A 24,829-nucleotide genomic window follows, 5' to 3' on the forward strand; every position below is an offset into this window, starting at 1 on the left:
ATACTAGATTTTTTTTGATTGCATATAATTTTTTGTTAATAGTAATAAGGAAACTTGTATTATGTGATTGAATTGTTATTTTTGTTCGTTATAAGTTGATTAAGCAATGTTTGTTAGATTTGTAAAGATTTTTATTTTCTGAACATTTAAAATATATATTGAAATACGCGGTTTACTATATTTGTGACCGGATAATGCTAAAAAAATAAAGCTACTTTACATTAAATTAAATTTTAAAATAATGCTATTAAAAAAATTACGAATAAGAACTATCAATTGTCAATTTGTATTAACAATAAGTTTTTTGCTTCTTTTCACTTCGCTAACCAAAGCGCAAGAAATTATTAAAGATACAGTTGTTGCAAAACCAGTTGTAGTTAAGAGTAATCAAAAACAAAAAATTGATGGTATTATCGCTACAGTAGGTGATTATATTATTTTAGATTCAGATATCGACAAAAGTTATTTAGAAATTAGTAGTCAGGGAGGATCGGTTAAAGATATTTCAAGATGTCAAATGCTCGGAAAACTTCTAGAAGATAAACTATATGCACATCAAGCCATTCAGGATAGTATTATTGTAAGTGATGCCGAAGTAAAAGGGATGATGGATGAACGATTGAATTATATGGTTCAGCAAATTGGAGATATAAACAAGGTAGTTCAGTATTACAAAAAGAATTCTGTTGAAGAATTTAGAACCTATTTTGCTGATATTTTAAAAGAGCAAAAGTTAGCATCAGAGATGCAAAAGAAAATTATCGATGGAGTAGAGATTACTCCGGAAGAGGTTCGTAATTTCTTTAAGAAAATACCAACAAATGAATTGCCAACATTTGGTGCAGAGATGGAAGTAGCACAAATTGTTGTAGAACCTAAAGTTTCTAAAGAAGACAAACAAAAAGTTATAGATAGATTAAATAGCATTAAAAAAGATGTAGAAGACGGTGCTAGTTTTGCAACAAAAGCCGTTCTGTATTCGCAAGATCCAGGTTCTAGCTCGAATGGGGGATATTATAAGATGACTAGGAAAACACCTTTCGTAAAAGAATTTAAAGATGTTGCTTTTAGTCTTCAGGAAGGTGAAGTCTCAGCTCCTTTTGAAACTACTTTTGGATTTCATATTATAAAAATTGATAAGATTAAAGGGCAAGAGGTAGAGTTACGACATATTTTAATTGCTCCAGTAGTCTCTGAGGAAGCTTTAAAAGAAGCAAAAGAAAGGATTACTGGGATCAGAGAAAAAATAGTAGATAAGAAAGTTACTTTTGCCGAAGCAGCAAGAGCAGATTCAGATGAAAAAGAAACACGTGCAAATGGTGGAGCTTTAATTAATCCGAATACTCAGGATACGCGTTTTGAATTAACAAAAATGGATCCTACATTATATACTCAGGTTTCGAATTTAAAAGATACTGATGTTTCACAACCAATTCTAAATACAGATGATAAAGGTAAAAAGACATATAAGTTAATTACTGTAACGAATAGAATCGAAGAGCATATTGCTGATTATGGTACAGACTATATTAAGATTAAAGATTTAGCTTTAAAAGAAAAACAAATCAATGCTATTGCAAAATGGTTTGATGAAAAAATAAAAGAAACTTATATTAAAATTATTGGAGAGTACAGAGATTGTACTTTTACTAATAACTGGTTGAAAAAATAATTTTTATAAAATAAATAAAAAGAGTTAGTTTTATGAATTCATAGTACTAACTCTTTTTAATTTTAAATACATTCATAAGATGTCTGATGTAACAGCAATTCATAACTTAGTCCAAAAACGTAATGAATTAAAAACTGAAATTGCAAAAATAATTGTAGGTCAGGATGATGTTGTAGATCAAATTTTGATTTGCATTTTTTCTGGTGGGCATGCCCTTTTGATAGGGGTTCCAGGATTGGCAAAAACATTATTGATAAATACATTATCACAGGCTTTAGGTCTTGATTTTAAGAGAATTCAATTTACTCCAGATCTGATGCCGTCTGATATTTTAGGAAGTGAAATTTTGGATGAAAACAGGCAATTCAAGTTTATAAAAGGACCTGTTTTTTCGAATATTATTTTGGCCGATGAGATTAATAGAACGCCACCTAAAACGCAAGCAGCTCTGTTAGAGGCAATGCAGGAACGTTCGGTAACTATTGCAGGTGAAAATCACAAATTAGACTTGCCATACTTTGTATTAGCAACACAAAATCCTATTGAACAAGAAGGAACATATCCTTTGCCAGAAGCACAATTGGATCGTTTTATGTTTGCTATAAAATTAGAGTATCCAAGTTTTGAAGAAGAAGTGCAAGTTGTAAAACGTACTACTTCAGACAATACAAGCGTAATTAACCCGTTGTTTACGGCTCAGGAAATTATAGATTTCCAACACTTAATCCGCAGAATCCCTGTAGCAGATAATGTGATAGAGTATGCGGTAACTTTGGTTAGTAAAACCCGTCCTGATAATAGTTTGACGAATGATTTTGTTAAAAATTATCTAGATTGGGGGGCAGGGCCAAGAGCTTCACAAAATTTAATTTTGGCTGCCAAAGCACATGCGGCATTCAATGGAAAATTTTCGCCAGATATAGAAGATGTAAAAGCGGTAGCAACTGGTATTTTGAGACATCGAATCATTAAAAATTACAAAGCCGATGCAGAAGGAATTACAGAAGAGATTATAATTCAGAAGTTACTATAACGTTATAAAAACACTTATTTAGAAAGGTTCTTTGCTTAAAACATAGCAAAGAACCTTTTTCTTTGTAATAAAGAATTTAGACTTTGTTAAAGAAAGGATTTTATATTGTCAATAATTCAATATTTTGACATTAAAATGTAATTTTGCTAAATTTACGCAATGTAAATCGTTATTTTTTAATAATAACTTTTGAAAAGGCGACTTCTGTTATATTTTTTTTAATTCTCGGCTTTAATTTTTAAATTTGCATACAAAAAAATAAGATACCTAGAAAATACTTCGATTATGAATACTTATAACGATTACATTAAAGAGATTGCAGAACGAAAAGACCAAGGACTTCACCCGAAGCCAATTGATGGTGCTGAGTTGTTAAGCGTAATTATTGCACAGATTAAAGATTTAGATAACGAGTATCGAGAAGAATCGATTAAACACTTTATTTATAACACTATACCAGGAACTACTAGTGCTGCAGGTGTAAAAGCTAAGTTTTTAAAAGAGATTATTCTTGGAGAATCTGTAGTAAAAGAAATAACACCAGCTTTTGCATTTGAGTTATTATCACACATGAAAGGTGGGCCTTCTATTGAAGTACTATTAGATTTAGCTTTAGGTGATGATGTAGCTATTGCAAAAGAAGCAGGAAGTGTTCTTAAAACACAAGTTTACCTTTATGAGGCAGACACTGATCGTTTAAAAGAAGCATTTAAAAAAGGTAATTCAATTGCTATAGAAATTATTAAAAGCTATGCGAAGGCAGAGTTTTTTACTAAACTGCCAGAAGTAGAAGAGGAAATTAAAGTAGTTACTTTTATTGCTGGTGAGGGAGATATTTCGACAGATTTGTTGTCTCCAGGTAACCAGGCTCACTCACGTTCTGATCGTGAACTTCATGGGCAGTGCATGATTACTCCTAAGGCACAAGAAGAGATTAAGGCGCTACAAGCACAACATCCTGATAAAAGCGTGATGCTAATTGCAGAGAAAGGAACGATGGGAGTTGGTTCATCAAGAATGTCAGGTGTAAACAACGTGGCTCTTTGGACAGGAAAACAAGCAAGTCCATATATTCCATTCGTTAATATTGCTCCAATCGTTGGAGGAACAAACGGTATTTCTCCAATTTTTTTAACAACAGTTGATGTTACGGGTGGTATTGGTTTAGATCTTCAAAACTGGGTTAAAAAGCTTGATGCAGAAGGGAATGTTATTCGTAATGAGAATAATGAGCCAATTCTGGAAGAAGCATATTCAGTTGCTACAGGTACTGTGCTTACTATAAACACTAAAACAAAAAAGCTTTATAATGGAGACAAAGAGCTAATAGATATTTCTAAGGCGTTTACTCCTCAAAAAATGGAGTTTATTAAAGCTGGAGGATCGTATGCAATTGTGTTTGGTAAAAAACTTCAGACATTAGCAGCGAAAATTTTAGAGATTGAGGCTCCTCTTGTATTTGCTCCATCAAAAGAGATTTCTATTGAAGGACAAGGTCTTACAGCAGTAGAGAAAATCTTTAACAAAAACGCTGTTGGAATTGCTCCGGGTAAAGTATTACATGCAGGATCAGATGTTCGTGTAGAAGTTAATATTGTAGGTTCGCAAGATACGACTGGTCTAATGACTGCTCAGGAATTAGAATCTATGGCTGCTACGGTAATTTCTCCAATCGTTGATGGTGCGTACCAATCAGGTTGTCATACTGCTTCAGTATGGGATAAAAAAGCTCAGGCTAATATTCCAAAACTGATGAAATTTATGAATGATTTCGGTTTGATTACTGCTCGTGACCCGAAAGGAGTTTATCACGCAATGACGGATGTAATTCACAAAGTTCTTAATGATATTACTATTGATGAGTGGGCCATCATTATTGGTGGTGATTCTCATACACGAATGTCTAAAGGTGTTGCTTTTGGTGCTGACTCAGGAACAGTTGCTCTTGCACTTGCTACAGGTGAGGCTTCAATGCCAATTCCTGAATCTGTAAAGGTGACGTTTAAAGGGGAGATGAAAGATTACATGGACTTCCGTGATGTCGTTCACGCTACACAAGCTCAGATGCTTAAAAAGTTTGGTGGTGAAAATGTTTTCCAGGGTAGAATTATTGAGGTTCATCTTGGAACTCTTACTGCTGACCAGGCATTTACATTTACAGACTGGACTGCAGAAATGAAAGCAAAAGCTTCTATCTGTATTTCTGAAGACGATACCTTAATTGAATCACTGGAGATTGCAAAAGGTAGAATTCAGATCATGATTGACAAAGGAATGGACAATGAGAAACAAGTTCTTCAGGGGTTGATCAATAAAGCAGATAAGAGAATTACAGAGATCAAATCAGCTGAAAAACCGGCTTTGACTCCGGATGCAAATGCAAAGTATTATGCTGAAGTTGTTGTTGATCTTGATCAGATTATCGAGCCAATGATTGCAGATCCGGACGTAAATAATGCAGATGTTTCTAAAAGATACACACACGATACCATCAGGCCTTTGTCTTTTTATGGTGGAGTAAAAAAAGTAGACCTTGGGTTTATCGGTTCTTGTATGGTTCACAAAGGAGATATGAAAATTCTAGCTCAGATGCTTAAAAACATTGAAGATATTCACGGTAAGGTTGAATTCAAGGCGCCGCTTGTAGTGGCTCCACCTACTTATAATATTGTAGATGAACTTAAAGCTGAAGGAGACTGGGAAGTTTTACAAAGATACTCTGGTTTCGAATTCAACGATAATGCACCTAAAGGAGCAGCGCGTACGGAATATGAAAACATGTTGTACTTAGAGCGTCCTGGATGTAACCTTTGTATGGGGAATCAGGAAAAAGCAGCAAAAGGAGATACGGTAATGGCTACATCTACTCGTCTTTTCCAAGGAAGGGTAGTAGAAGATACTGAAGGCAAAAAAGGAGAGTCATTACTTTCTTCTACGCCAGTTGTAGTTTTATCTACAATTCTAGGTAGAACACCTACGTTAGCTGAATATACAGCAGCAGTAGAGGGAATTAGCTTGACTAGGTTTGCTCCTTCTCATAAGCTGTTAGTGATGTAAATTACGATAAGCTATAATGATTATATATAAAAGACCTGAGTGATAAACTCAGGCTTTTTCTTTTACAGCTATTCTATTTTTTGTAACTTGTGATGTTCAAAAAAGAATAAAAAATAAAACAAGTATATTATGGCATTTGATATTGAAATGATTAAAAAAGTGTATGACAACATGCCAAGTCGTGTTGATAAAGCACGTGAAATTGTTGGTCGTCCACTTACTTTAACGGAGAAAATTTTGTATAATCACCTTTGGGATGGAACTCCAAGCAAGGCGTTTGGAAGAGGAGTTGATTATGTTGATTTTGCGCCAGATCGTGTTGCTTGTCAAGATGCAACTGCACAAATGGCATTGCTACAATTTATGCATGCAGGTAAATCAAAAGTAGCAGTTCCTACGACAGTACATTGTGATCACTTAATTCAAGCTAAAGTTGATGCTGTAACTGATTTGGCTAGAGCTAAAACACAAAGTAATGAAGTGTTTGATTTTCTTTCATCAGTTTCTAATAAATACGGAATTGGTTTTTGGAAGCCAGGAGCAGGGATTATTCATCAAGTAGTACTTGAAAATTATGCTTTCCCAGGAGGGATGATGATTGGTACCGATTCGCATACTGTAAATGCAGGAGGATTAGGAATGGTTGCTATTGGAGTTGGTGGAGCTGATGCAGTAGATGTTATGTCAGGAATGGCATGGGAGTTAAAATTTCCTAAATTAATTGGAGTAAAATTAACGGGTAAATTATCAGGATGGACAGCTCCTAAAGATGTTATCCTTAAAGTTGCTGGAATTCTTACTGTAAAAGGTGGGACAGGAGCAATTGTTGAATATTTTGGAGAAGGTGCTACTTCAATGTCATGTACAGGAAAGGGTACTATTTGTAATATGGGCGCTGAGATTGGAGCAACGACTTCAACTTTTGGATATGATGATTCGATGAGTCGCTACCTGCGTTCTACAAACAGAGCCGATGTTGCAGATGCTGCAGATAAAGTAGCTTCTTACTTAACAGGAGATCCAGAAGTATATGCAAATCCAGAAAAATATTTTGATCAGGTAATCGAAATTAACTTAACTGAATTAGAGCCACATTTAAACGGTCCTTTTACGCCTGATTTAGCTACTCCAATTTCTAAAATGAAAGAAGCTGCAATCAAGAATAATTGGCCACTAAAAATTGAAGTTGGTTTAATTGGTTCATGTACCAATTCATCATATGAAGATATTGCTCGTGCAGCATCTTTGGCGAGACAAGTCTCGGCTAAAAAATTAAAATTAAAATCTCAGTTCACGATTACTCCAGGTTCAGAGGTAGTTCGTTATACAATCGAGCGTGATGGTTTTATCGATACATTCCATAAAATTGGAGCAACAGTTTTTGCTAATGCTTGTGGACCATGTATTGGTATGTGGGACAGAGAAGGGGCAGAAAAAGAAGAAAGAAATACAATCGTTCACTCGTTTAACCGTAACTTTTCAAAACGTGCTGATGGAAACCCAAATACGTTAGCATTCGTAGGTTCGCCAGAATTAGTGACTGCAATGGCTATTGCAGGAGACTTAAGTTTTAATCCACTAACAGATACGTTAATCAATGAAGATGGCGAAGAAGTAATGTTAGATGAGCCTACAGGAGATGAATTGCCTCTAAGAGGATTTGATGTTAAAGATCCGGGGTTTCAGGTTCCAGCTGAAGATGGTTCAGGAGTTCAGGTAGCTGTAAGTCCAACATCAGAGCGTTTGCAATTATTAGCTCCGTTTGATGCTTGGGATGGTAAAAACATTACAGGTGCTAAATTGTTAATCAAAGCATTCGGAAAATGTACTACAGATCATATTTCTATGGCAGGACCATGGTTGCGTTTCCGTGGGCATTTAGATAATATTTCAAACAATATGTTAATTGGTGCAGTAAATGCATTTAACCAAAAAACAAATTCAGTTAAAAATCAATTAACAGGAACGTATGATGCGGTTCCTGCAGTGGCTCGTGCATACAAAGCAGCAGGAGTTCCATCTATTGTTGTGGGAGATCATAACTATGGAGAAGGATCTTCACGTGAACATGCAGCAATGGAGCCGCGTTTCTTAGGAGTTAAAGCGGTATTGGTAAAATCTTTTGCTCGTATCCATGAAACAAATCTTAAAAAACAAGGACTTTTAGGATTAACATTTGCTAACGAGGCAGATTATGATAAAATCCAAGAAGATGATACAATTAATTTTACTGATTTAACTGGGTTTGCTCCAGGAAAACCATTAACGTTAGAATTTATTCATGCAGATGGAACTAAAGATATAATCTTAGCTAACCATACGTATAATGCAGGACAAATTGGCTGGTTTGTAGCTGGTTCAGCATTAAACTTAATTGCTGCTGGAAAAGCGTAATTCAAGACATTTAAGCTATATTAAAAACTCTCAAGGCAACTTGGGAGTTTTTTAATTAAGAGCTAATTACTTCGTCAGTTGGTTTTGTTTGTATTTGGCTTTCAGGTAGTTATCGAAATGCTTTATCTTTTCTTTTTAAATGAAAAAAGAAAAGAATGCCACTTTTATCTGGGCTAGAAGGCTCGTCTTTATAATTAACTTTTTTTTATAACTATTAGGTTTTGTATTTTCAAATTCATCTGCATCAATGCTATAAGTATTCGATGATGGAGATCTGGAATAATCATTCTCAATATAGCCTCCAAGTAAATATATTTTATTGTTTTAGCAATGTATTTCGATGGCATTCAATGTTATAAAGACCAAGGATTTTTTTTAAATTTTGGTTGAAATATTGTGAGTGACTATTTTATTGTTTTCAAGAATATATATATGGCACTGTCATTATGAGTAATAGCAGGTTTGCTTATACCATAAAATAGTTCACCTTTGGTTTGTCATTTTTCAGTAGTTAAATCAAAAGATTCAATTTCAGAGATTAGTTTTCTATTAAAACTACCAATTAGGTAGGCTTTGTTTTAAAATGTTTATTCTTTGTTTAAAAGGAGTACAGTTTTTTAGTAAAAAACAATTGAATTAATATAGAACGATTATTTTTTATGCGAATTTTGTTAATTTGAATATAAAGAGTTGTTAAAAATTAGTGATTTTTAGTTTAAAAAATTAAATTAGCTTTTTAAGTAATTGGATTGTTGTTTTTTTTAAATGAATTAAATAGAATCTGCAGATGTAATTTGAATAAGCATGAAAAGTTTTGTACTAGTATTAGCATTGTTTTTTTTTAGTTTTGGAGTTTTTTCACAAGAAAAATATACCAAGCATAAAATTTCTGAAGGAGAGAATGTTAGTGTAATAGCAAAAAAATATAATGTAAAAGTAAAAGACATCCTAGATTTAAATCCTAAAGCAAGTAAGTTATTGAAACTAAATTCAATTTTGCTAATTCCAAGTTCACAGAAAAAGATTACTAATAAAGTAACAAAGAACAAAGAAGCAATTGCTAGTAATACAGATAGTCTTCAGAAAACAACTACACATGAAATTCTACCAAAAGAAACATTATACGGGATTTCAAAACAGTATCAACTAACAGTCGAAGAATTAAAAAAGGCCAATCCAAAATTAGAAAGTGAAGGGCTTAAAATAGGAAAGCAAATTATAATTCCAGCTAATGCTAAGCCAATCAGAATAGCAGATTCTAAATCAGTTGAAACAGAAGATATGGTTGTTGCCACAACGACTCAGCCAGAGATAGTTGAAAAAGCTTTAGGGGCTGAAATTGTACGGGAGGTTCTACCTAAAGAAACTAAATATGGAATTGCAAAGGAATTTGGACTTACAGTTGTGGAATTGGAAAAACAAAATCCATTTATAAAAAATAAATTACCAGTTGGTTCAGTTTTGAAAATTCATCCTTCAAGTACCTATGTGAAGAAAGATGTACCAGAAGAAGCTAAAACTTCAATAGATGCTAATGTTGCTACAGCAGTAGCAACAGCTGATACTAAGGACACAGTAACAACTGAAAACGTAAAGTTTACTCATGATTCAGATTTATTAAACCAATTGGTTTTAAATGCAACTGAAAATATGGGTGTGCGTTATCGCACTGGAGGAACAACTAGATCAGGGTTTGATTGTTCAGGGTTAATAGTAACAACATTTGGTAGTTTAGATATTAAGTTACCTAGAAGTTCTATTGAACAATCTCGTGTTGGAGTGAAAATTGCTTCGGAAGAAGCTAAAAAAGGAGATCTAATCTTCTTTAAAACTAATGGGAGGCGTCAGATAAATCATGTTGGAATGGTAATAGAGGCTAACGATGGTGAAATCAAATTCATTCATTCTTCAGTTCAGCGCGGGGTTATAGTGTCATCTACAAAAGAGGCATATTACGAAAGAAACTTTACGCAAGTTAATCGCGTTTTGCAATAAGATAGTCTCTAAGATATATTTGAGCATATTATAGAATTTATTCAGTCAAAAAAATCTACTTTTTTATTTTATCTAAATTTTGTTTAACTCGCAAATTTATAATCTTAGTTATTAAATCTAAAGGCATAGGCTTGTTTAATGGAAACTGAATAGATCCTTTTCCTGATTTGTAAACAGAAAGTTCTTCTTGAAAAGCTTCGTTTCCTGAAGGTAACGCATAAAAACCAATGTGATTTTTGAAAGCTGCAAAATGCACTAAGTTACCATTAAGCGTAAAAGTTGGAATGGCGTAACTTATCTTTTCTTCAGCATTTGGAGCAGCTCTTTTAATTGTCTGCCGAACTTGTTCTAATATTTCCTGAATCTCTACAGGAAAACCAGCAATATATTCATCAATGGTTTTAGGTTTTGAATTTATCATAATTTTTAGTTTTATAAAAGTAAACCGCAACTTTGTCAAATTGCGGCTGTTCTAATGTAGTTTATCAAAGGTACTATTTAGATATTTCTTCTAATGTTTTCTTTCCGCTTTCATTTTTTGGATCAAGTTGTATTGATTTTTTATAATTTAAGATAGCGAGTTTTTTATCTCCGTCTTTTAAATAAGCTTCTCCCAGACTATCATATACATTTCCGGATTTAGGAAAAGTATCAGCATTTATTTTAAAAATAGCTATAGCTTCTTTAGTTTTTCCTGATTGTAATAATTGATATCCAGCACTGTTCATTTCGTTTTCCTTAATAGCGTATTCATCAGATTTATTGAGTTCTTTTAGTTTTGCTAATCCAGCTTCCAGTCCTTGAGATTGAATAACATCCAGAAGAGCATAAGCGCTAGATCTTTTAGGCATGTCATATGGTTTATCATATAAAATGGCTCTTATAGCCTTACACATTTCATTAAGGCTAGCTCCGCCAGTGTTGTTTAATAACACGATCAAATCTTTAGATGATGGGATACGCGTAATTAAGGTATTAAATCCATTTATTCCTCCGCCGTGTTCAATAATTTGTACTTTTTCATCTGATTTTCCAATGTTAACATCTTCAATAAACCAACCATATCCGTAATTAGATGATGGTCCAGCAGGAATGTATTTTCCAAATAATAGCTCTCTGTATTTAGTTGATAATAGTTTTTCAGAATAAAGAGCCTGATCCCATAAGTATAAATCTTCTACAGTCGAGTATAGAGATCCAGCAGCATAAGGAAGAGACATGTCGATATAACTTGAGTTTATATAGGTTTTTTTATTCCTTTCATATCCAGTAGCTCTATTTTCTAAAATGACACTATGATGATCATATCCAGAATCATTCATTTTAAGAGGCTGGAAGATATTTTCTTGTAAATATTGCTCGTATATTTTTCCAGTAACTTTTTCTATGATATATCCCAATACAAAGTAACCAGAGTTGCTATAAGCAAATTTTTCTCCTGGCTTGAATTGAAGAGGTAAATCGGCAAATGTTTTTATGAAAGCTTCTGGTGTATATGGATTTCGGCTAATATCTGAGGAAAAATTAGGAAACGAAGTGTAATTGGGTATTCCTGATGTATGTGTAAGTAATTGATGAATGGTTATTTTTTCTCCGTTGGTTTTAGAGTAATCAGGAAGATAAGTAGATATTGGCACATCTAGTTTAAGTTTTCCTTGTTCAACCAATTGAAGGATTGATAAGGCGGTGAATTGCTTGGTAATAGAGCCTAATCTGAATTTTGTATTAGTTTCATTAGGAATCTTCCATTCCATATTAGCAAATCCAAAGCCTTGTTTATAGATAATCTTTCCGTTTTGAGTTACAAGAGCAGTTCCTGTAAACTGGTCATATTTTGAATATAAACTTAGAAGTTCATTTATTTTGTCAGCTTTGGTTTGTGCAATGCTTGTATTTACTAAGATTAATTGAAAAATTAGACTAAAAACAAGTACTTTAAATAAAGAGTGATTTGATTTTTTTTTCATGTTGATTGATGGTTTTTGGTTACTATATTTTAAGCATATATTAGTAATAGACGATTAAAATTTAATATAGTTACTAAAAGCCACTATTTTGTTTAATATAAAGCAGTAATTTTTGACGTAGTGGTAACTCGAAGTGACAAGTTTTGACTAATCATGCATGCTATAATTTTGATGGATTGTAAAATAGAAGTTTTATTAGTATTTATGGCTATACTATGATTGTAGTAAGGTTCGTATTTTTTTTGCTCACTAATAGAGAATAACCCAATTGTTGGTGTTTGTACAGAGCTAGCTAGGTGCATGATTCCGCAATCGGCTCCAATAAAAACTTCAGTATTTGCAATTAACGCTCCGATTTCACGTAAGTTTTTACTGTAAAAAAATGGTGCTTTGAAGTTAATTTGTGAGACGTTTTCAATTGGTAAAATTTCAATAATATTATAATTAGGGTATTTGGTTTTTAACCTTTTATAAAATTTTCCCCACCATAATTCTGAATAACATTTATCACCAGTTGCATAGGTATATATGCAAAGTGTTTTTTTATCATTATTGACTATATTATTTAATGCTTTTTTTCCTTCAATAATTTCCGAATTACTTAATTTGAGATTTAGTGCACCAATAGAAGTATTGTTAGGGATAAAGTTTATTGCGCTTAAATAGCTTCTGAAGTTATATATAGGATATTTTGCAATATGCTCGTAATCGTTATATTTTAATTGAATGTCTTCAGTAGTAGGATCCCCAAAGAATTTGAATTTTGAATTTGAAAATTTGACAGAAAGTCTTCCAGATGAAGAATTTTTATCAACATTAATAGCTATGTCATATTGTGTTTTTCGAATAGATATCCAAACTTTAATATATTGGAGTAAATTTTTAAAAGGTTTTCTAGGTAATTGGATTATTTTATCGACATTATCATAGTTTTTGAATAATATAGGAGCTAAATTTCCTTTTACAAATAAGTCTATTTTGCACCCTGGAAATGTGTTTGTGACTTCTTCTAATAGTGGGGTAATTAATAAAAGGTTCCCTAATCTGGCATTTGGTCTGGAAATTAATATCCTTTTAATTTCGGCTTTAATGGTTGATTCGCCTTCCTTATTGAGTTTTGAATTGCCAATATTTTTAGTTAAATGATGCATTAAATTGCGTCTTACTACGTTTATGCTTTTTAAGATTTTCATGGTATAAATATTATTTATTAAACTTATTTTGTGTTAAAAAGAATAAATGGTAACTCAAAAGAATAGAAAGAACTAAGAGCAAATTGTTAGAACTCATTTTAGTTTTATTATTATTGACCAAATGAATATATTTCATAATCTACTTAATGTAAATTTAACTAAGTCATTTATAGATTGATTACGTAATTTTTGTTTTTTTTTATATAATTAAACGAAATTATTTTTTTTAAAACAATTATTGGTAAAGTATTAGTTATCTTATAATTAAGTTCTTGGATGCTAAGGATAATAGAGCAAGTAGATTATTCATCAATTTTTATATTTTGTATTGTTGTCGAAAAAGCTTAGGTTAGGTTCCGCTTGAGATTGTGACTTAAGCTGAAAATGATGATTACGATATAAACTAAAAATCAATGATCTAAAAACTAAGATTTCTAAAAAAAGTATATCTTTAGCTAACGAAAAAATAAAACATATGCAAGAAAACAAACCAGAAGATTTTAAAAGAGAACTCGGATTATTAGATGGGACTATGCTTGTAGTTGGATCTATGATAGGTTCAGGAATTTTTATAGTGAGTGCCGATATTGCTCGACAAGTGGGGTCAGCTGGTTGGCTAACTATGATATGGCTAATTTCGGGATTAATTACAGTTATTGCAGCAGTGAGTTATGGAGAGCTAAGTGCTATGTTTCCAAAGGCAGGAGGGCAGTATGTTTACTTAAAAGAGGCCTACAACAAATTAATAGCTTTTTTGTACGGATGGAGCTTTTTTGCAGTTATCCAAACAGGTACAATTGCAGCTGTAGGTGTGGCTTTTGCAAAATTTGCAGCCTATCTATATGAGCCTTTTAGTGATGAAAATATACTTTTAGAGATAGGAAGTTTTCGTTTGAATGCGGCTCAATTGGTTTCTATCGTTACGATTGTTTTCTTAACTTATATTAATAGTCGTGGAGTTAAAAACAGTAAAATATTACAGACAGTTTTAACGATTATTAAAATTTTATCACTTTTAGGATTAATCGTTTTCGGATTAACATTAGGCGCTAAAGCTTCTATTTGGGATGCCAATTGGGCAGATGCTTGGTCTACACGTGCTTTTGATGCTGATACTGAATCTTGGCTCCCAATTGGAGGAACTGCATTAATTACTGGTATTTCGGCTGCTATGGTTGGATCCTTATTTTCTAGTGACGCATGGAATGGCGTGACTTTTATTGCGGGTGAAATTAAAAATCCAAAACGTAATGTTGGCTTTAGTTTGTTTTTAGGAACTTTTATAGTTACAATTATATATGTTTTAACGAACTTAATGTATTTGGCAGTTATTCCTTTGGATGAAATTGCTACAGCAAAATCAGATAGAGTAGCAGTTGTGGCATCGCAATATATTTTTGGAAATATAGGAACATTAATCATTGCAATTATGATTATGATTTCGACTTTTGCTTGTAATAATGGCTTAATAATGGCAGGTGCCAGAGTATATTATACAATGGCCAAGGATGGTTTGTTTTTTAAGAAAGCAGCAGTCTTAAATGAGTCTAGTGTTCCTGCTTGGGCTTTATGGGCACAATGTATTTGGGCTTCGGCTTTGTGTTTGACTGGAAAGTATGGAGATTTACTTGATTTTGTGATTATCATTGTTTTGATCTTCTATATTTTGACTATTTACGGAATCTTTATTTTACGTAAAAAAATGCCAAATGCCGAAAGACCTTATAAAGCTTTTGGCTATCCGTTCTTGCCACTCTTGTATATTTTAGTAGCGTCGGCAATTTGTATTTGTTTGTTGTTTACCAAATTCTCTACTTGTGGTTGGGGTGTATTAATTATGCTAACAGGAATTCCTGTGTATTATTTAACCAAGCCAAAAGAGTAATAAAAGTTGAAGTTTGTTTTTAATTAAAACTTGAAACAAAACTAAAATAAACTTGTATAAAAACAGAAAACCCGTCTTATGACGGGTTTTTTAGTGTAGTAAGCACTTGTATAATGCTAGCAATTATATGTTTGCTAACACTAATTCTTCATTATAAGGAAGATTCCAAGCTTCGGCAACTCCTTTGTAAAGAATTTTTCCATTTGCAATATTTAAACCTTTTCTCAATTCTTCATTTTCATTACATGCTTTTTGCCATCCTTTGTTAGCCAATTGTAAAGCATAAGGGAGAGTAGCATTTGTTAAAGCAAGTGTAGATGTGTAAGGTACAGCTCCAGGCATATTAGCTACACAGTAATGTACAATATCATCAATAATAAAAGTTGGGTTTTCGTGAGTTGTAGGTGTACAAGTTTCAATACATCCACCTTGGTCAACAGCAACATCTACAACAACCGTTCCTGGACGCATTAATTTAAGCATATCACGAGTAATTAAGTGAGGTGCTTTTGCTCCCGGAATTAAAACTGCTCCAACTACTAGGTCAGCATCAGCAATAGCTTTAGTGATATTATATTGATTAGACATTTCTGTATTTACATTAGCAGGCATAATATCATCTAAATAACGGAGACGTGCTAAACTTACATCCATAATAGTAACTTGAGCTCCTAGACCAGCAGCCATTTTTGCAGCTTGAGTACCTACGATTCCGCCACCAAGTACTAAAACCTTAGCAGGAGGAACGCCAGGAACACCACCTAAAAGAATTCCTCTTCCTTTTAATGGCTTTTCAAGGTATTTAGCTCCTTGTTGGATAGACATACGTCCAGCAACTTCTGACATTGGAACTAATAAAGGTAAACTACGATCTGTTTTTTCAACAGTTTCGTAAGCTAAACATATGGCTCCTTTTTCAATCATAGCATGAGTTAATGGCTCTGATGAAGCAAAGTGAAAGTATGTAAATAATAATTGATCTTTTTTAATTAAATCATATTCTGAGGCAATAGGCTCTTTTACTTTAATAATCATTTCAGCAATAGCATATACCTCTTCAATAGTTGTTAAAACTTGTGCTCCGGCAGCTGTGTACTCCTCATCACTAAATCCGCTTCCTAAGCCTGCAGTAGCTTGAACGTAAACAACATGCCCATGTTTTTTCATTTCAGAAACTCCAGCTGGTGTAACAGCTACACGGTTTTCGTTATTCTTAATTTCTTTTGGAACACCTATTATCATTTTTTAAGTTTTTTTGTTTTTGTTAATTTTGTTTTACAAAGCTACATATAGAGGATATATTATTGATAATATGATTATAATTAAGAAAATATTGTTTTTATTTAATATTTTTACAAAAAAATATTCTTTTTGAGGAGCATTTAACGACTTTAAAAAGAAAAAATGACTGATTATTAATAATTATTTGAAACACTTTTTACTATGCTTTTAGATGAAACTGACAAAAAAATCCTACGCCTTTTACAAGAAGATGCGCGTCATACTTTAAAGGACATAGCAAATAGAATAAATTTGTCTCTTACGCCTGTTCATGATCGAGTTAAACGCCTTGAAAGAGAGGGGGTTATTGAGAAATATGTAGCTATTTTAAGTAAAAAAAAATTAGGAAATAATCTTACTGTTTACTGCCAAGTTACACTTGCAAAACAAACATATGATACTTCGGAAGGATTTAATCAATCTATTTTGAATTTACCCGAAGTTGTAGAATGTAATTATGTTTCTGGAAATTTTGATTATATGCTTAAAATTATCATTCCTGATATGGAATCCTATCATCATTTTCATCAAAAAAAATTATCAATTTTACCTGAAGTCTCTCTAATCAATACTGTTTTTGTAATATCTGAAGTAAAAAGCACAACAATTTTTCCGATTTAATTTGTAGTAAAATTTCTATATTCGAAAAAAACAAACAGAAATGAGATATCGAACAAAACCATTAGATAGTCAGGATCGGAAAATATTTATTTGTTGCTATTTTTTTTTCAAGTCCTGGAATTATAGTTTTTTTATCTTTTTTGGGTACATCAATTTATTTGAACTCTAGCGAGATTTTTGTGAATTCTTTATTAATGGTAATTGCTTCTATAGTAATCCCTCACATTTTTTCTGTAAAATATATAGTAGCATTAAGAAATAACCAAAATATATTGTAAAAGGATTTTTAATTTCTTTAGGTGGTAATTATCGGGGTAAAATTTATTGGTATACAATAAACGGAAAAGATAAATTTATCACAAGTAGCATTGGAAGTGTATTTTGTGATAGATTAAATAGTGGTAATATTACTGAATTACACATTCTCCCTTTTATGTATTCTAAAAAGAAAGTCTTTTATGCTAAAAGAGTACATGAATCTTATGAAGAAATTGTAACTGTTATGGATATAAAAATCGATAGAGCAGGAAAATTAAAATTTCTAAGTATTACTTTTTCTAATTTCTACACACATACTTCTAATCCTTTTTTTTCTTGGTAAGAACATAAAAATTGGAGATACTTTTTTAATGAAAGTAGCTCCGGAAGTAACCTTAGGAAAACCATTATTTACATTTAAAACAGCAACAAATTAAATATGATGAATGAATTAAGGGGGGTAATCTTAAGTCAGATATCAAACAAAAAACCACCAAGGAATCTTGATGGTTTTGAAAAAAGTTGGTTTTGGTTGTTTGTATGCTAGTAATAGGTAAAACGTCTTACTTTGGCAATATATTTAGCCAATCGAATCACTTGGTGGCTATAGCCAAATTCATTGTCATACCATATATATAATACAATACTTTTTCCGTCTTTAGAAACTATTGTTGCGTTACTATCATAAATAGATGGTGCCGAAGTACCAATTATATCAGAAGAAACCAACTCAGTATTCAAAGAGTATTTTATTTGCTCTACCAGTTCGCCTTCAAGCGCATATTTTTTCATTATTTTATTGATTCCAGCAATCGAAGTTGCTTTTTTTACATCAAGATTCAATACAACCAGTGAGCCATTAGGAACAGGAACACGAATTGCATTCGATGTTAATTTTCCTTCAAGTGTTGGTAGTGCTTTTGCAACTGCGCTTCCTGCGCCAGTTTCGGTAATTACCATGTTTAAAGCAGCAGCTCTCCCTCGGCGGTATTTTTTATGCATATTATCAACTAGATTCTGGTCGTTAGTATAAGCATGAATAGTTTCTAGATGTCCTTTTACAACTCCTAGCGTATCTTCTATTGCTTTTAGAACTGGAGTAATAGCATTTGTGGTACAAGATGCAGCTGAGAAAATATCATTCTCATCGGGGTTATATTCGTTGTGATTTACACCATGTACTATATTAGGAACTCCTTTTCCGGGAGCAGTAAGTAAAACCTTGTCAACGCCTTTAGAAACTAGATGTCTGCTCAAAGCTTCTTGTGTTGTATAAGCACCAGTATTATCAATTACTAAGGCATTGTTAATACCATATAGCGTGTAGTCAATTTCTTCAGGAGAATTTGCTGAAATAACATGTACTGTAGTTCCATTAATTAATAGTGCATTATTTTTAGGGTCAGCAACTACAGATCCTTGAAAGTCTCCATGAATTGAGTCATATCTTAATAAAGAAGCTCTTTTTTCAAGATTTGCAAGTTCATTTTTGTCACGAATAACGATAGCTCTTAATCGCAATTGATTTCCCTTTCCTGTTTTCGACATTAATTCTCTTGCTAATAAACGCCCAATTCTTCCAAAACCATAAAGAACAACATCTTTTGGTTGAATTTCTTCAGTTGATTTAGCTTCTTTAAGTTTCTCAATTACAAAATGGCGGGCATCTGGATATTTTTCATCCTCTAAACGATATTCATAAGTTAACTTTCCGATATCTATTTTTGCAGGTGGTAATTTTAGAGATAAAACAACTCTTGCAATTTCGACAGAGTCAAAAATAGTAATGGGTTTGCCTACAAATTCTCCTGCATATTGATGCAGGTTAATAATGTCGCTTACATTTTTGTCCAGTAATTGATTTTTAAATAAAACCATTTCGATGGATTTGTCATACCATAAATCGCTTATGATTTTAATCAATTCTACTCCGGCTTTTCGTCTGTCGACTTGAAATGATACTTCTTTTTGGTACAATGATTTTTTGCTCATAGTTGAAAATTTCTAAAAATAAAACAGCTTTGGTTTTTACAATTTGGCGCAAAAATACCCAATTCAATCGATTTCGTAGCCTATTTTATGATTTATTTTAGAAACTTACATAAAAACATTTTCTCTCAATAAAACCAAAATAGGATCTTGTAATAACAAAAACTTAAATCATATATCAAAAGAAATAAAAAAGCCATCTTGTAAATTAAGATGGCTTTAGTTTTGAAAAATAAAATGTATTAGATGATAACTCGAATAACCTCTCCGTTTTTATTAATCATTTCCATTCGTATGCTTTGATTTTCGTCTTTTTGATTTAAAAGCTTTGAGACTGTTTCAATATTTGTTGCTTTTACATTATCTATACTTAATATAATGTTGCCTTTTAATTCATCGTTATATTGTTTAAGACTTTCGTTTGTAAGTGCTTTTATTTTCACACCATAGTTTATGCCAAACTTCTTTTTGTCAATACCATCAATGTTTTCTAATTCGATTCCTTTAAATTCAGTACTAAAAAATTCGTTTTTATTTAAAGTAACAGGAATTACTTTATTTTTCCCATCACGTATATAAGTTACCTGAACTACATCATTTGGTCTTTTTGTATTAATATATCCAGAAAGATCGGCATAAGTAGCAATGTCTTGATTGTCTAATTTTACAATGATATCTCCTTTTTGAAGACCAGACTTTTCAGCTCCGGATTTTTTTGTCACTTTATTGATATAAAAACCTTGGGTTTGTGATATACCTAATTCTTTTGCGGCAATATTATTAAGTTCACCACCTTCAACACCTAGTATCGCTCTTTGAACATTGCCAAATTCCATTATATCTTCGATAATTTTTCTAGTAATATTAGATGGAACAGCAAATGAGTATCCGACATAAGAGCCTGTTGTAGATGAAATCATAGTATTGATACCAATTAATTCTCCTCTTGTATTTACTAATGCACCACCGCTATTCCCTGGGTTTACAGCGGCATCTGTCTGGATAAAAGATTGGATTCCGTTTGTGTCTAAATTTCTTGCTTTTGCCGAAACAATCCCAGCAGTTACTGTAGAAGTGAGGTTATATGGATTTCCAACTGCCAAAACCCACTCACCAATTTTTACCGAATCAGAATTTGCAAAAACAGTATAAGGTAATTTTTCATCTGCATCAATTTTTAATAAAGCAATATCCATTTTAGAATCTGTTCCAATAAGTTTTGCTGTATAAGATTTTTTATTGTTTAAAGTAATTTCAATCTCAGTAGCATTTTTTATAACGTGATTATTGGTTACGATATATCCGTCAGCAGAAATAATTACACCAGATCCTGTACCAACTTGTTCTTGCGTTTGTTGACCTCCATAACCGTAAAAAAATTCTAACATCGGATTAGTAACAGTTCTGCGAGATACATTTTTTACGTGTACTACTGTATGTATAGTTTTATCTGCTGCTGCAGTAAAATCTACAGTTTCGGCAGCTAATCCTAGTCCAACTTGTTTAGAGTAAGAATTTGGAGCAACAGTTACAATTGGATTTTTTTTGCCAAGAAAAGAACCGTTATTATCAAATAAGAACTTGTATGCTCCAAGAGTAGTAGCACCGCTTAAAAGGGATACTAAAAATAAGGTTGAAAATCGTTTCATAGTTGATCAGTGTTTAAGTTATCTATTATAAAATTATATCAAAAAAAATCTGAAGTAAAGTGGTTTAACTCTCTTTAACAATGATTAACATTTCATTAATAGTTCGTACTTTTGTAGTTAATAATTCAAGAATAATGCAAGTAGAAATTTATAAATATCAGGGAACCGGAAATGATTTTGTAATGATTGATAATCGCTCTGATTTTTTCCCAAAGAAAGATGCAAAATTAATTGAACGGTTGTGCGACAGAAGATTCGGAATAGGTGCTGATGGACTTATTTTATTAGAAAACGATTCTGAAACCGATTTTCGAATGGTGTATTATAACGCTGATGGAAATCAAAGTTCAATGTGTGGTAATGGTGGTCGATGTCTCGTTGCATTTGCTAAAAAGCTTAATGTAATCGAGAATGAAACTACCTTTATAGCAACAGACGGTTTACATCATGCTACAATAGCTCCAGATTCTATCGTTTCTTTGCAAATGATAGATGTTGATGCAGTAAATAAATTTGAAAATTATACGTTCTTAGATACAGGTTCTCCGCACCATGTACAATTAGTAGATAACTTAGAACATTATGATGTCAAAGAAAAAGGAGCTGCTATACGTTATGGAGATTTATATGGTAAATCAGGAAGCAATATCAATTTTGTAAAAAAAATAGATGATAAAACGTTTTCATTACGTACCTATGAAAGAGGGGTAGAAGATGAGACACTCGCATGCGGTACAGGTGCTACAGCAGTTGCAATAGCCATGAATGCGATAGGAGAAACAAATGAAACAAATATTACCTTAAATGTTGAAGGAGGTAAGCTAGTAGTTTCTTTTGAAAAAATGGGAGAACATTTTACAAATGTTTTTCTTAAAGGACCTGCTGAATTTGTATTTAAAGGGACAATTGAAATCTAGATAGAGTTCCTAAAATATTAGTAGGGGAAGGTCTAAGACTAACTAAAAACATCAAATGATAACATTAAAAGGGAATACCATTTATATACGAGCATTAGAACCTAATGATTTAGAGTTTATTTATGCAGTCGAAAACGATCTTAGGATTTGGGAGGTAAGTAATACTCAAACGCCTTATAGTCGATTCTTGATAAAGCAGTATCTAGAAAATGCACAGCAGGATATTTATGAAGCCAAGCAATTAAGACTCGCTATTTGTCAAGATCAGGATTTTCCTGCCATTGGTTTGGTTGATTTATTTGATTTTGATCCTAAAAATAATAGGGCAGGTATTGGAATTGTAATTCAGGATAATGAAAAAAGGAACCAAAATATTGGTTCAGAGGCTTTAGAGTTATTAATTAAGTATTCTTTTTATCATCTTAATTTGCATCAATTATATGCAAATATTGGTGTTAAAAACGAAGCAAGTAACGCACTTTTTACTAAATTTGGCTTTGAAAAAATTGGAACAAAAAAAGATTGGCTTTTAGTTAACGGTGTATACCAGGATGAAGCAATGTTTCAATTAATAAACAATAAATTTTAAATATTTGTTTTTTAGACAATTGTACTTTTATAAATACTAGCAAGTAATGTAGCCCCATATGAATATAAAGAAAATTATAACGATAAGTGCCGTTATTGTAATTTCGGTTTTGATGGTTTATGGATTCATTTTGATAAATCAAATTTTTAGTGCTAATACTAAATTTCCTGAAAAAGAAGTTTATGTATATGTACCTACTGGATCTGATTATGAAGATGTTAAAAAAATATTGGAGCCGTATGTGAAAGATTTACAGAATTTTGAAATGGTTGCCAATAAAAGAAACTATCCTGAAAATGTTAAACCAGGACGTTTTTTATTGACCAAGGATATGAATAATATGGATTTGGTAAGAGCAATGCGATCTAATGTTCCCGTTAAATTAGCTTTTAATAATCAGGAACGTTTAGAGAATTTTGCAGGCCGAATTGGCTCTCAAATTGAAGCCGATAGCTTGACTTTGTTAACTGCTTTTAAAGATCCTGAGTTTTTGAAAGAAAATGGTTTTAACGAAGAGAATGTATTTGCAATGTTTATTCCAAATACTTATGAAGTTTATTGGAATACTTCGGCGCTAAAGTTTCGTGATAAAATGATTAAAGAATATCATAATTTCTGGACTGATGAACGAATTGCTAAAGCCAAAGTACAGGGATTAACTCCTGTTGAAGCTACAATCTTAGCTTCAATTGTGCATAAAGAATCGGTAAAAAAAGATGAGAGACCAAGAATTGCAGGAGTTTACCTAAACAGATTACGTTTGGAAATGCCATTACAAGCAGATCCAACAGTTATTTATGCAATCAAAAAGAAAACAAACAACTTTGATCAAGTAATAAAAAGAGTTTTCTATAAAGACTTAACAATGTCTTCTCCTTATAATACTTATATGAATACGGGACTTCCTCCTGGGCCAATTGCAATGCCAGATATTACAGCACTAGAAGCAGTTTTGAATCCTGAAAAAAATGATTATATTTATTTTTGCGCAAGTATAGATCGTTTTGGATACCATGAATTTGCATCTACTTTAGCTCAGCATAATGTAAATGCAAAAAAATATTCAGATTGGATTAATAGTCAAGGAGTGGTAAGATAGTTTAGATAGATAAAATTAAAAAATATAAAAGATGCCGAAGTGATATAACTTCGGCATTTTTTTTAGTCAATTTTTAGGAAATATAATTTGGTTACCGAATTGTCTAAGATTATTATAATATAAGAGTTTTGTTTAGGGATAAATTCTATCATTTTTTTATAATTAATGGAGAAAAAAAAATACTGATTTGACAATCTGAGCTTCGAATAGTGCTTACAAGTTTTATCAATGTCTCGACGTTTATCTTACAAAAAAAGAATGGAAATTGTTTTTTTACGAAACGTTTTTATTAGCTTTTAGGGCTATTATGAATTAAAAATATTTTCCGGAACACTCTTCTAACTAGGGGGTTAAGGGGGATTTTGGAAAAGTTTAACTAGTTGATTTATAGCTTTGTAAATTTTATTGTATCTTTGCAGGCAGAAATTTTTGAATGGGACAGCGTTCAAAAGAAAAACAATCTATGATAAACAAATGGTATTTTTACACAACGTTAACAGTTATTATTGCATTTTTAAGCACGGGTTTTAAGCCCTTTAAGTTAGACGCCAAACCTTGGTTTCTTACAGAAAATACAGATGGAATCGAATACTTACTACCATCTAAAGAAAAGAAAGATTATCCTGTTGTAGACAGTATTCCTTTCACCGGAAACCACCTAATCGGTTTCAAAGAAGCAATCGCTTTAAAAGAATCTCAAGGCAAATACAGAAAAGTAAATACACTTGGTTATATGGGGAAATATCAATTCGGAACCCAGGCCTTACGTGCAATTGGAGTTCGAAATGATCAAGCATTCCTTGAAAATCCTGCGTTACAAGAAAAAGCATTTATTGCTTTATTGTCTAAAAACAAATGGATATTAAGAAAAGAAATCGAGAAATATGAAGGAAAGCTAATAGGCGGGATTTATATTACCGAATCAGGAATATTGGCAGCGGCGCACTTAGGAGGCGCTGGCTCTGTTAAAAACTTTTTTAAGCATAATGGGCAAAAATACTCCAGAGATGCTTACGGAACGTCTATCAGGAGCTATATGAAGGCTTTTGGAGGGTATAACATATCTTCTGTCGAAGCTAATAATGATGCTACGGTACATTCTATATAATTCTTTAGAATATTACTAGTTTTTAATAATCGGTATAGATTATTATTAAAAAAAAACACTTGCAAGAATATTTTTGCAAGTGTTTTTTTTTTTTTTTTGAATCTTAATCTTTGATTTTCTAC

The 24,829-nt window shown here is 32.2% G+C and carries 18 protein-coding genes; 12 read left to right on the forward strand and 6 right to left on the reverse strand.

What is annotated here, in order from left to right:
- Window positions 1-241: 241 nt before the first annotated feature.
- The 5 genes from IUY40_RS00360 (at window position 242) to IUY40_RS00380 (ending at window position 10,151) form a co-directional block, all read left to right on the forward strand.
- Window positions 242-1,672, forward strand: a complete 1,431-nt coding sequence (locus IUY40_RS00360) for a peptidylprolyl isomerase (RefSeq protein ID WP_195734910.1) — start codon at window positions 242-244, stop codon at window positions 1,670-1,672.
- 79 nt (window positions 1,673-1,751) lie between these two features.
- The gene (locus tag IUY40_RS00365; protein WP_195734911.1) at window positions 1,752-2,705 is read left to right on the forward strand and encodes a MoxR family ATPase; all 954 of its coding nucleotides are present in this window, start codon (window positions 1,752-1,754) and stop codon (window positions 2,703-2,705) included.
- 285 nt (window positions 2,706-2,990) lie between these two features.
- Window positions 2,991-5,762 (forward strand): bifunctional aconitate hydratase 2/2-methylisocitrate dehydratase, encoded by a 2,772-nt coding sequence (locus tag IUY40_RS00370; RefSeq protein ID WP_195734912.1) that lies wholly within the window; start codon window positions 2,991-2,993, stop codon window positions 5,760-5,762.
- A 129-nt stretch (window positions 5,763-5,891) separates the two neighbouring features.
- Complete coding sequence (locus IUY40_RS00375; RefSeq protein ID WP_195734913.1) at window positions 5,892-8,156, forward strand: aconitate hydratase; 2,265 nt, start codon at window positions 5,892-5,894, stop codon at window positions 8,154-8,156.
- 804 nt (window positions 8,157-8,960) lie between these two features.
- On the forward strand, window positions 8,961-10,151 hold the full coding sequence (locus IUY40_RS00380) for a peptidoglycan endopeptidase (protein ID WP_195734914.1): 1,191 nt from the start codon (window positions 8,961-8,963) through the stop codon (window positions 10,149-10,151).
- A 55-nt stretch (window positions 10,152-10,206) separates the two neighbouring features.
- Here IUY40_RS00380 and IUY40_RS00385 read toward each other — a convergent pair whose 3' ends face one another.
- The 3 genes from IUY40_RS00385 to IUY40_RS00395 all read right to left on the reverse strand — a co-directional run bounded on the left by IUY40_RS00385 (window position 10,207) and on the right by IUY40_RS00395 (window position 13,311).
- Window positions 10,207-10,572, reverse strand: a complete 366-nt coding sequence (locus tag IUY40_RS00385) for a DUF1801 domain-containing protein (protein WP_195734915.1) — start codon at window positions 10,570-10,572, stop codon at window positions 10,207-10,209.
- Between the two features lie 73 nt (window positions 10,573-10,645).
- Entirely contained in the window at window positions 10,646-12,118 is a 1,473-nt protein-coding gene (locus IUY40_RS00390; protein ID WP_195734916.1) for a serine hydrolase domain-containing protein, read from the reverse strand.
- Window positions 12,119-12,210: 92 nt separating this feature from the next.
- Window positions 12,211-13,311, reverse strand: coding sequence for a glycosyltransferase family 9 protein (locus IUY40_RS00395; protein ID WP_195734917.1), 1,101 nt, complete (start codon window positions 13,309-13,311; stop codon window positions 12,211-12,213).
- Between the two features lie 475 nt (window positions 13,312-13,786).
- Between IUY40_RS00395 and IUY40_RS00400 the strand changes: the two genes are divergently transcribed.
- Window positions 13,787-15,196: an amino acid permease gene (locus IUY40_RS00400; protein WP_195734918.1), complete on the forward strand. Its 1,410-nt coding sequence runs from the start codon at window positions 13,787-13,789 to the stop codon at window positions 15,194-15,196.
- Window positions 15,197-15,319: 123 nt separating this feature from the next.
- Here the strand turns inward: IUY40_RS00400 and ald are convergent, their stop codons facing one another.
- A complete protein-coding gene (gene ald, locus IUY40_RS00405; protein ID WP_195734919.1) occupies window positions 15,320-16,438 on the reverse strand; it encodes an alanine dehydrogenase in 1,119 nt (372 codons plus the stop codon).
- Between the two features lie 201 nt (window positions 16,439-16,639).
- Here ald and IUY40_RS00410 point away from each other — a divergent pair, with 201 nt between their 5' ends.
- The gene (locus IUY40_RS00410) at window positions 16,640-17,098 is read left to right on the forward strand and encodes an Lrp/AsnC family transcriptional regulator (RefSeq protein WP_195734920.1); all 459 of its coding nucleotides are present in this window, start codon (window positions 16,640-16,642) and stop codon (window positions 17,096-17,098) included.
- Window positions 17,099-17,531: 433 nt separating this feature from the next.
- A complete protein-coding gene (locus IUY40_RS00415; protein WP_195734921.1) occupies window positions 17,532-17,699 on the forward strand; it encodes a hypothetical protein in 168 nt (55 codons plus the stop codon).
- Window positions 17,700-17,899: 200 nt separating this feature from the next.
- Here IUY40_RS00415 and IUY40_RS00420 read toward each other — a convergent pair whose 3' ends face one another.
- On the reverse strand, window positions 17,900-19,348 hold the full coding sequence (locus IUY40_RS00420; protein ID WP_195734922.1) for a glyceraldehyde-3-phosphate dehydrogenase: 1,449 nt from the start codon (window positions 19,346-19,348) through the stop codon (window positions 17,900-17,902).
- Between the two features lie 239 nt (window positions 19,349-19,587).
- The gene (locus IUY40_RS00425; protein ID WP_195734923.1) at window positions 19,588-20,994 is read right to left on the reverse strand and encodes a trypsin-like peptidase domain-containing protein; all 1,407 of its coding nucleotides are present in this window, start codon (window positions 20,992-20,994) and stop codon (window positions 19,588-19,590) included.
- 134 nt (window positions 20,995-21,128) lie between these two features.
- Here IUY40_RS00425 and dapF point away from each other — a divergent pair, with 134 nt between their 5' ends.
- The 4 genes from dapF (at window position 21,129) to IUY40_RS00445 (ending at window position 24,707) form a co-directional block, all read left to right on the forward strand.
- Entirely contained in the window at window positions 21,129-21,911 is a 783-nt protein-coding gene (gene dapF, locus IUY40_RS00430) for a diaminopimelate epimerase (protein WP_195735254.1), read from the forward strand.
- A gap of 55 nt (window positions 21,912-21,966) precedes the next feature.
- On the forward strand, window positions 21,967-22,500 hold the full coding sequence (locus IUY40_RS00435; RefSeq protein ID WP_195734924.1) for a GNAT family protein: 534 nt from the start codon (window positions 21,967-21,969) through the stop codon (window positions 22,498-22,500).
- Window positions 22,501-22,558: 58 nt separating this feature from the next.
- Window positions 22,559-23,599 (forward strand): endolytic transglycosylase MltG, encoded by a 1,041-nt coding sequence (mltG, locus tag IUY40_RS00440; RefSeq protein ID WP_195734925.1) that lies wholly within the window; start codon window positions 22,559-22,561, stop codon window positions 23,597-23,599.
- A gap of 463 nt (window positions 23,600-24,062) precedes the next feature.
- Window positions 24,063-24,707, forward strand: coding sequence for a peptidoglycan-binding protein LysM (locus tag IUY40_RS00445; protein WP_195735255.1), 645 nt, complete (start codon window positions 24,063-24,065; stop codon window positions 24,705-24,707).
- Window positions 24,708-24,829 lie beyond the last annotated feature (122 nt).

This window comes from Flavobacterium sp. ALJ2 (assembly GCF_015594725.1).
Taxonomy (GTDB): Bacteria; Bacteroidota; Bacteroidia; order Flavobacteriales; family Flavobacteriaceae; genus Flavobacterium.

Bases quoted from the DNA above. Each gene is read 5' to 3' on its own strand.
- IUY40_RS00380 (WP_195734914.1), top strand. From the start codon at position 8,961: ATGAAAAGTTTTGTACTAGTATTAGCATTGTTTTTTTTTAGTTTTGGA.
- dapF (WP_195735254.1), top strand. From the start codon at position 21,129: ATGCAAGTAGAAATTTATAAATATCAGGGAACCGGAAATGATTTTGTA.
- IUY40_RS00400 (WP_195734918.1), top strand. From the start codon at position 13,787: ATGCAAGAAAACAAACCAGAAGATTTTAAAAGAGAACTCGGATTATTA.
- IUY40_RS00390 (WP_195734916.1), bottom strand. From the start codon at position 12,118: ATGAAAAAAAAATCAAATCACTCTTTATTTAAAGTACTTGTTTTTAGT.
- IUY40_RS00415 (WP_195734921.1), top strand. From the start codon at position 17,532: ATGTATTCTAAAAAGAAAGTCTTTTATGCTAAAAGAGTACATGAATCT.
- IUY40_RS00445 (WP_195735255.1), top strand. From the start codon at position 24,063: ATGATAAACAAATGGTATTTTTACACAACGTTAACAGTTATTATTGCA.
- IUY40_RS00410 (WP_195734920.1), top strand. From the start codon at position 16,640: ATGCTTTTAGATGAAACTGACAAAAAAATCCTACGCCTTTTACAAGAA.
- IUY40_RS00395 (WP_195734917.1), bottom strand. From the start codon at position 13,311: ATGAAAATCTTAAAAAGCATAAACGTAGTAAGACGCAATTTAATGCAT.
- ald (WP_195734919.1), bottom strand. From the start codon at position 16,438: ATGATAATAGGTGTTCCAAAAGAAATTAAGAATAACGAAAACCGTGTA.
- IUY40_RS00375 (WP_195734913.1), top strand. From the start codon at position 5,892: ATGGCATTTGATATTGAAATGATTAAAAAAGTGTATGACAACATGCCA.
- IUY40_RS00420 (WP_195734922.1), bottom strand. From the start codon at position 19,348: ATGAGCAAAAAATCATTGTACCAAAAAGAAGTATCATTTCAAGTCGAC.
- IUY40_RS00365 (WP_195734911.1), top strand. From the start codon at position 1,752: ATGTCTGATGTAACAGCAATTCATAACTTAGTCCAAAAACGTAATGAA.
- IUY40_RS00435 (WP_195734924.1), top strand. From the start codon at position 21,967: ATGATAACATTAAAAGGGAATACCATTTATATACGAGCATTAGAACCT.
- IUY40_RS00385 (WP_195734915.1), bottom strand. From the start codon at position 10,572: ATGATAAATTCAAAACCTAAAACCATTGATGAATATATTGCTGGTTTT.
- mltG (WP_195734925.1), top strand. From the start codon at position 22,559: ATGAATATAAAGAAAATTATAACGATAAGTGCCGTTATTGTAATTTCG.
- IUY40_RS00360 (WP_195734910.1), top strand. From the start codon at position 242: ATGCTATTAAAAAAATTACGAATAAGAACTATCAATTGTCAATTTGTA.
- IUY40_RS00425 (WP_195734923.1), bottom strand. From the start codon at position 20,994: ATGAAACGATTTTCAACCTTATTTTTAGTATCCCTTTTAAGCGGTGCT.
- IUY40_RS00370 (WP_195734912.1), top strand. From the start codon at position 2,991: ATGAATACTTATAACGATTACATTAAAGAGATTGCAGAACGAAAAGAC.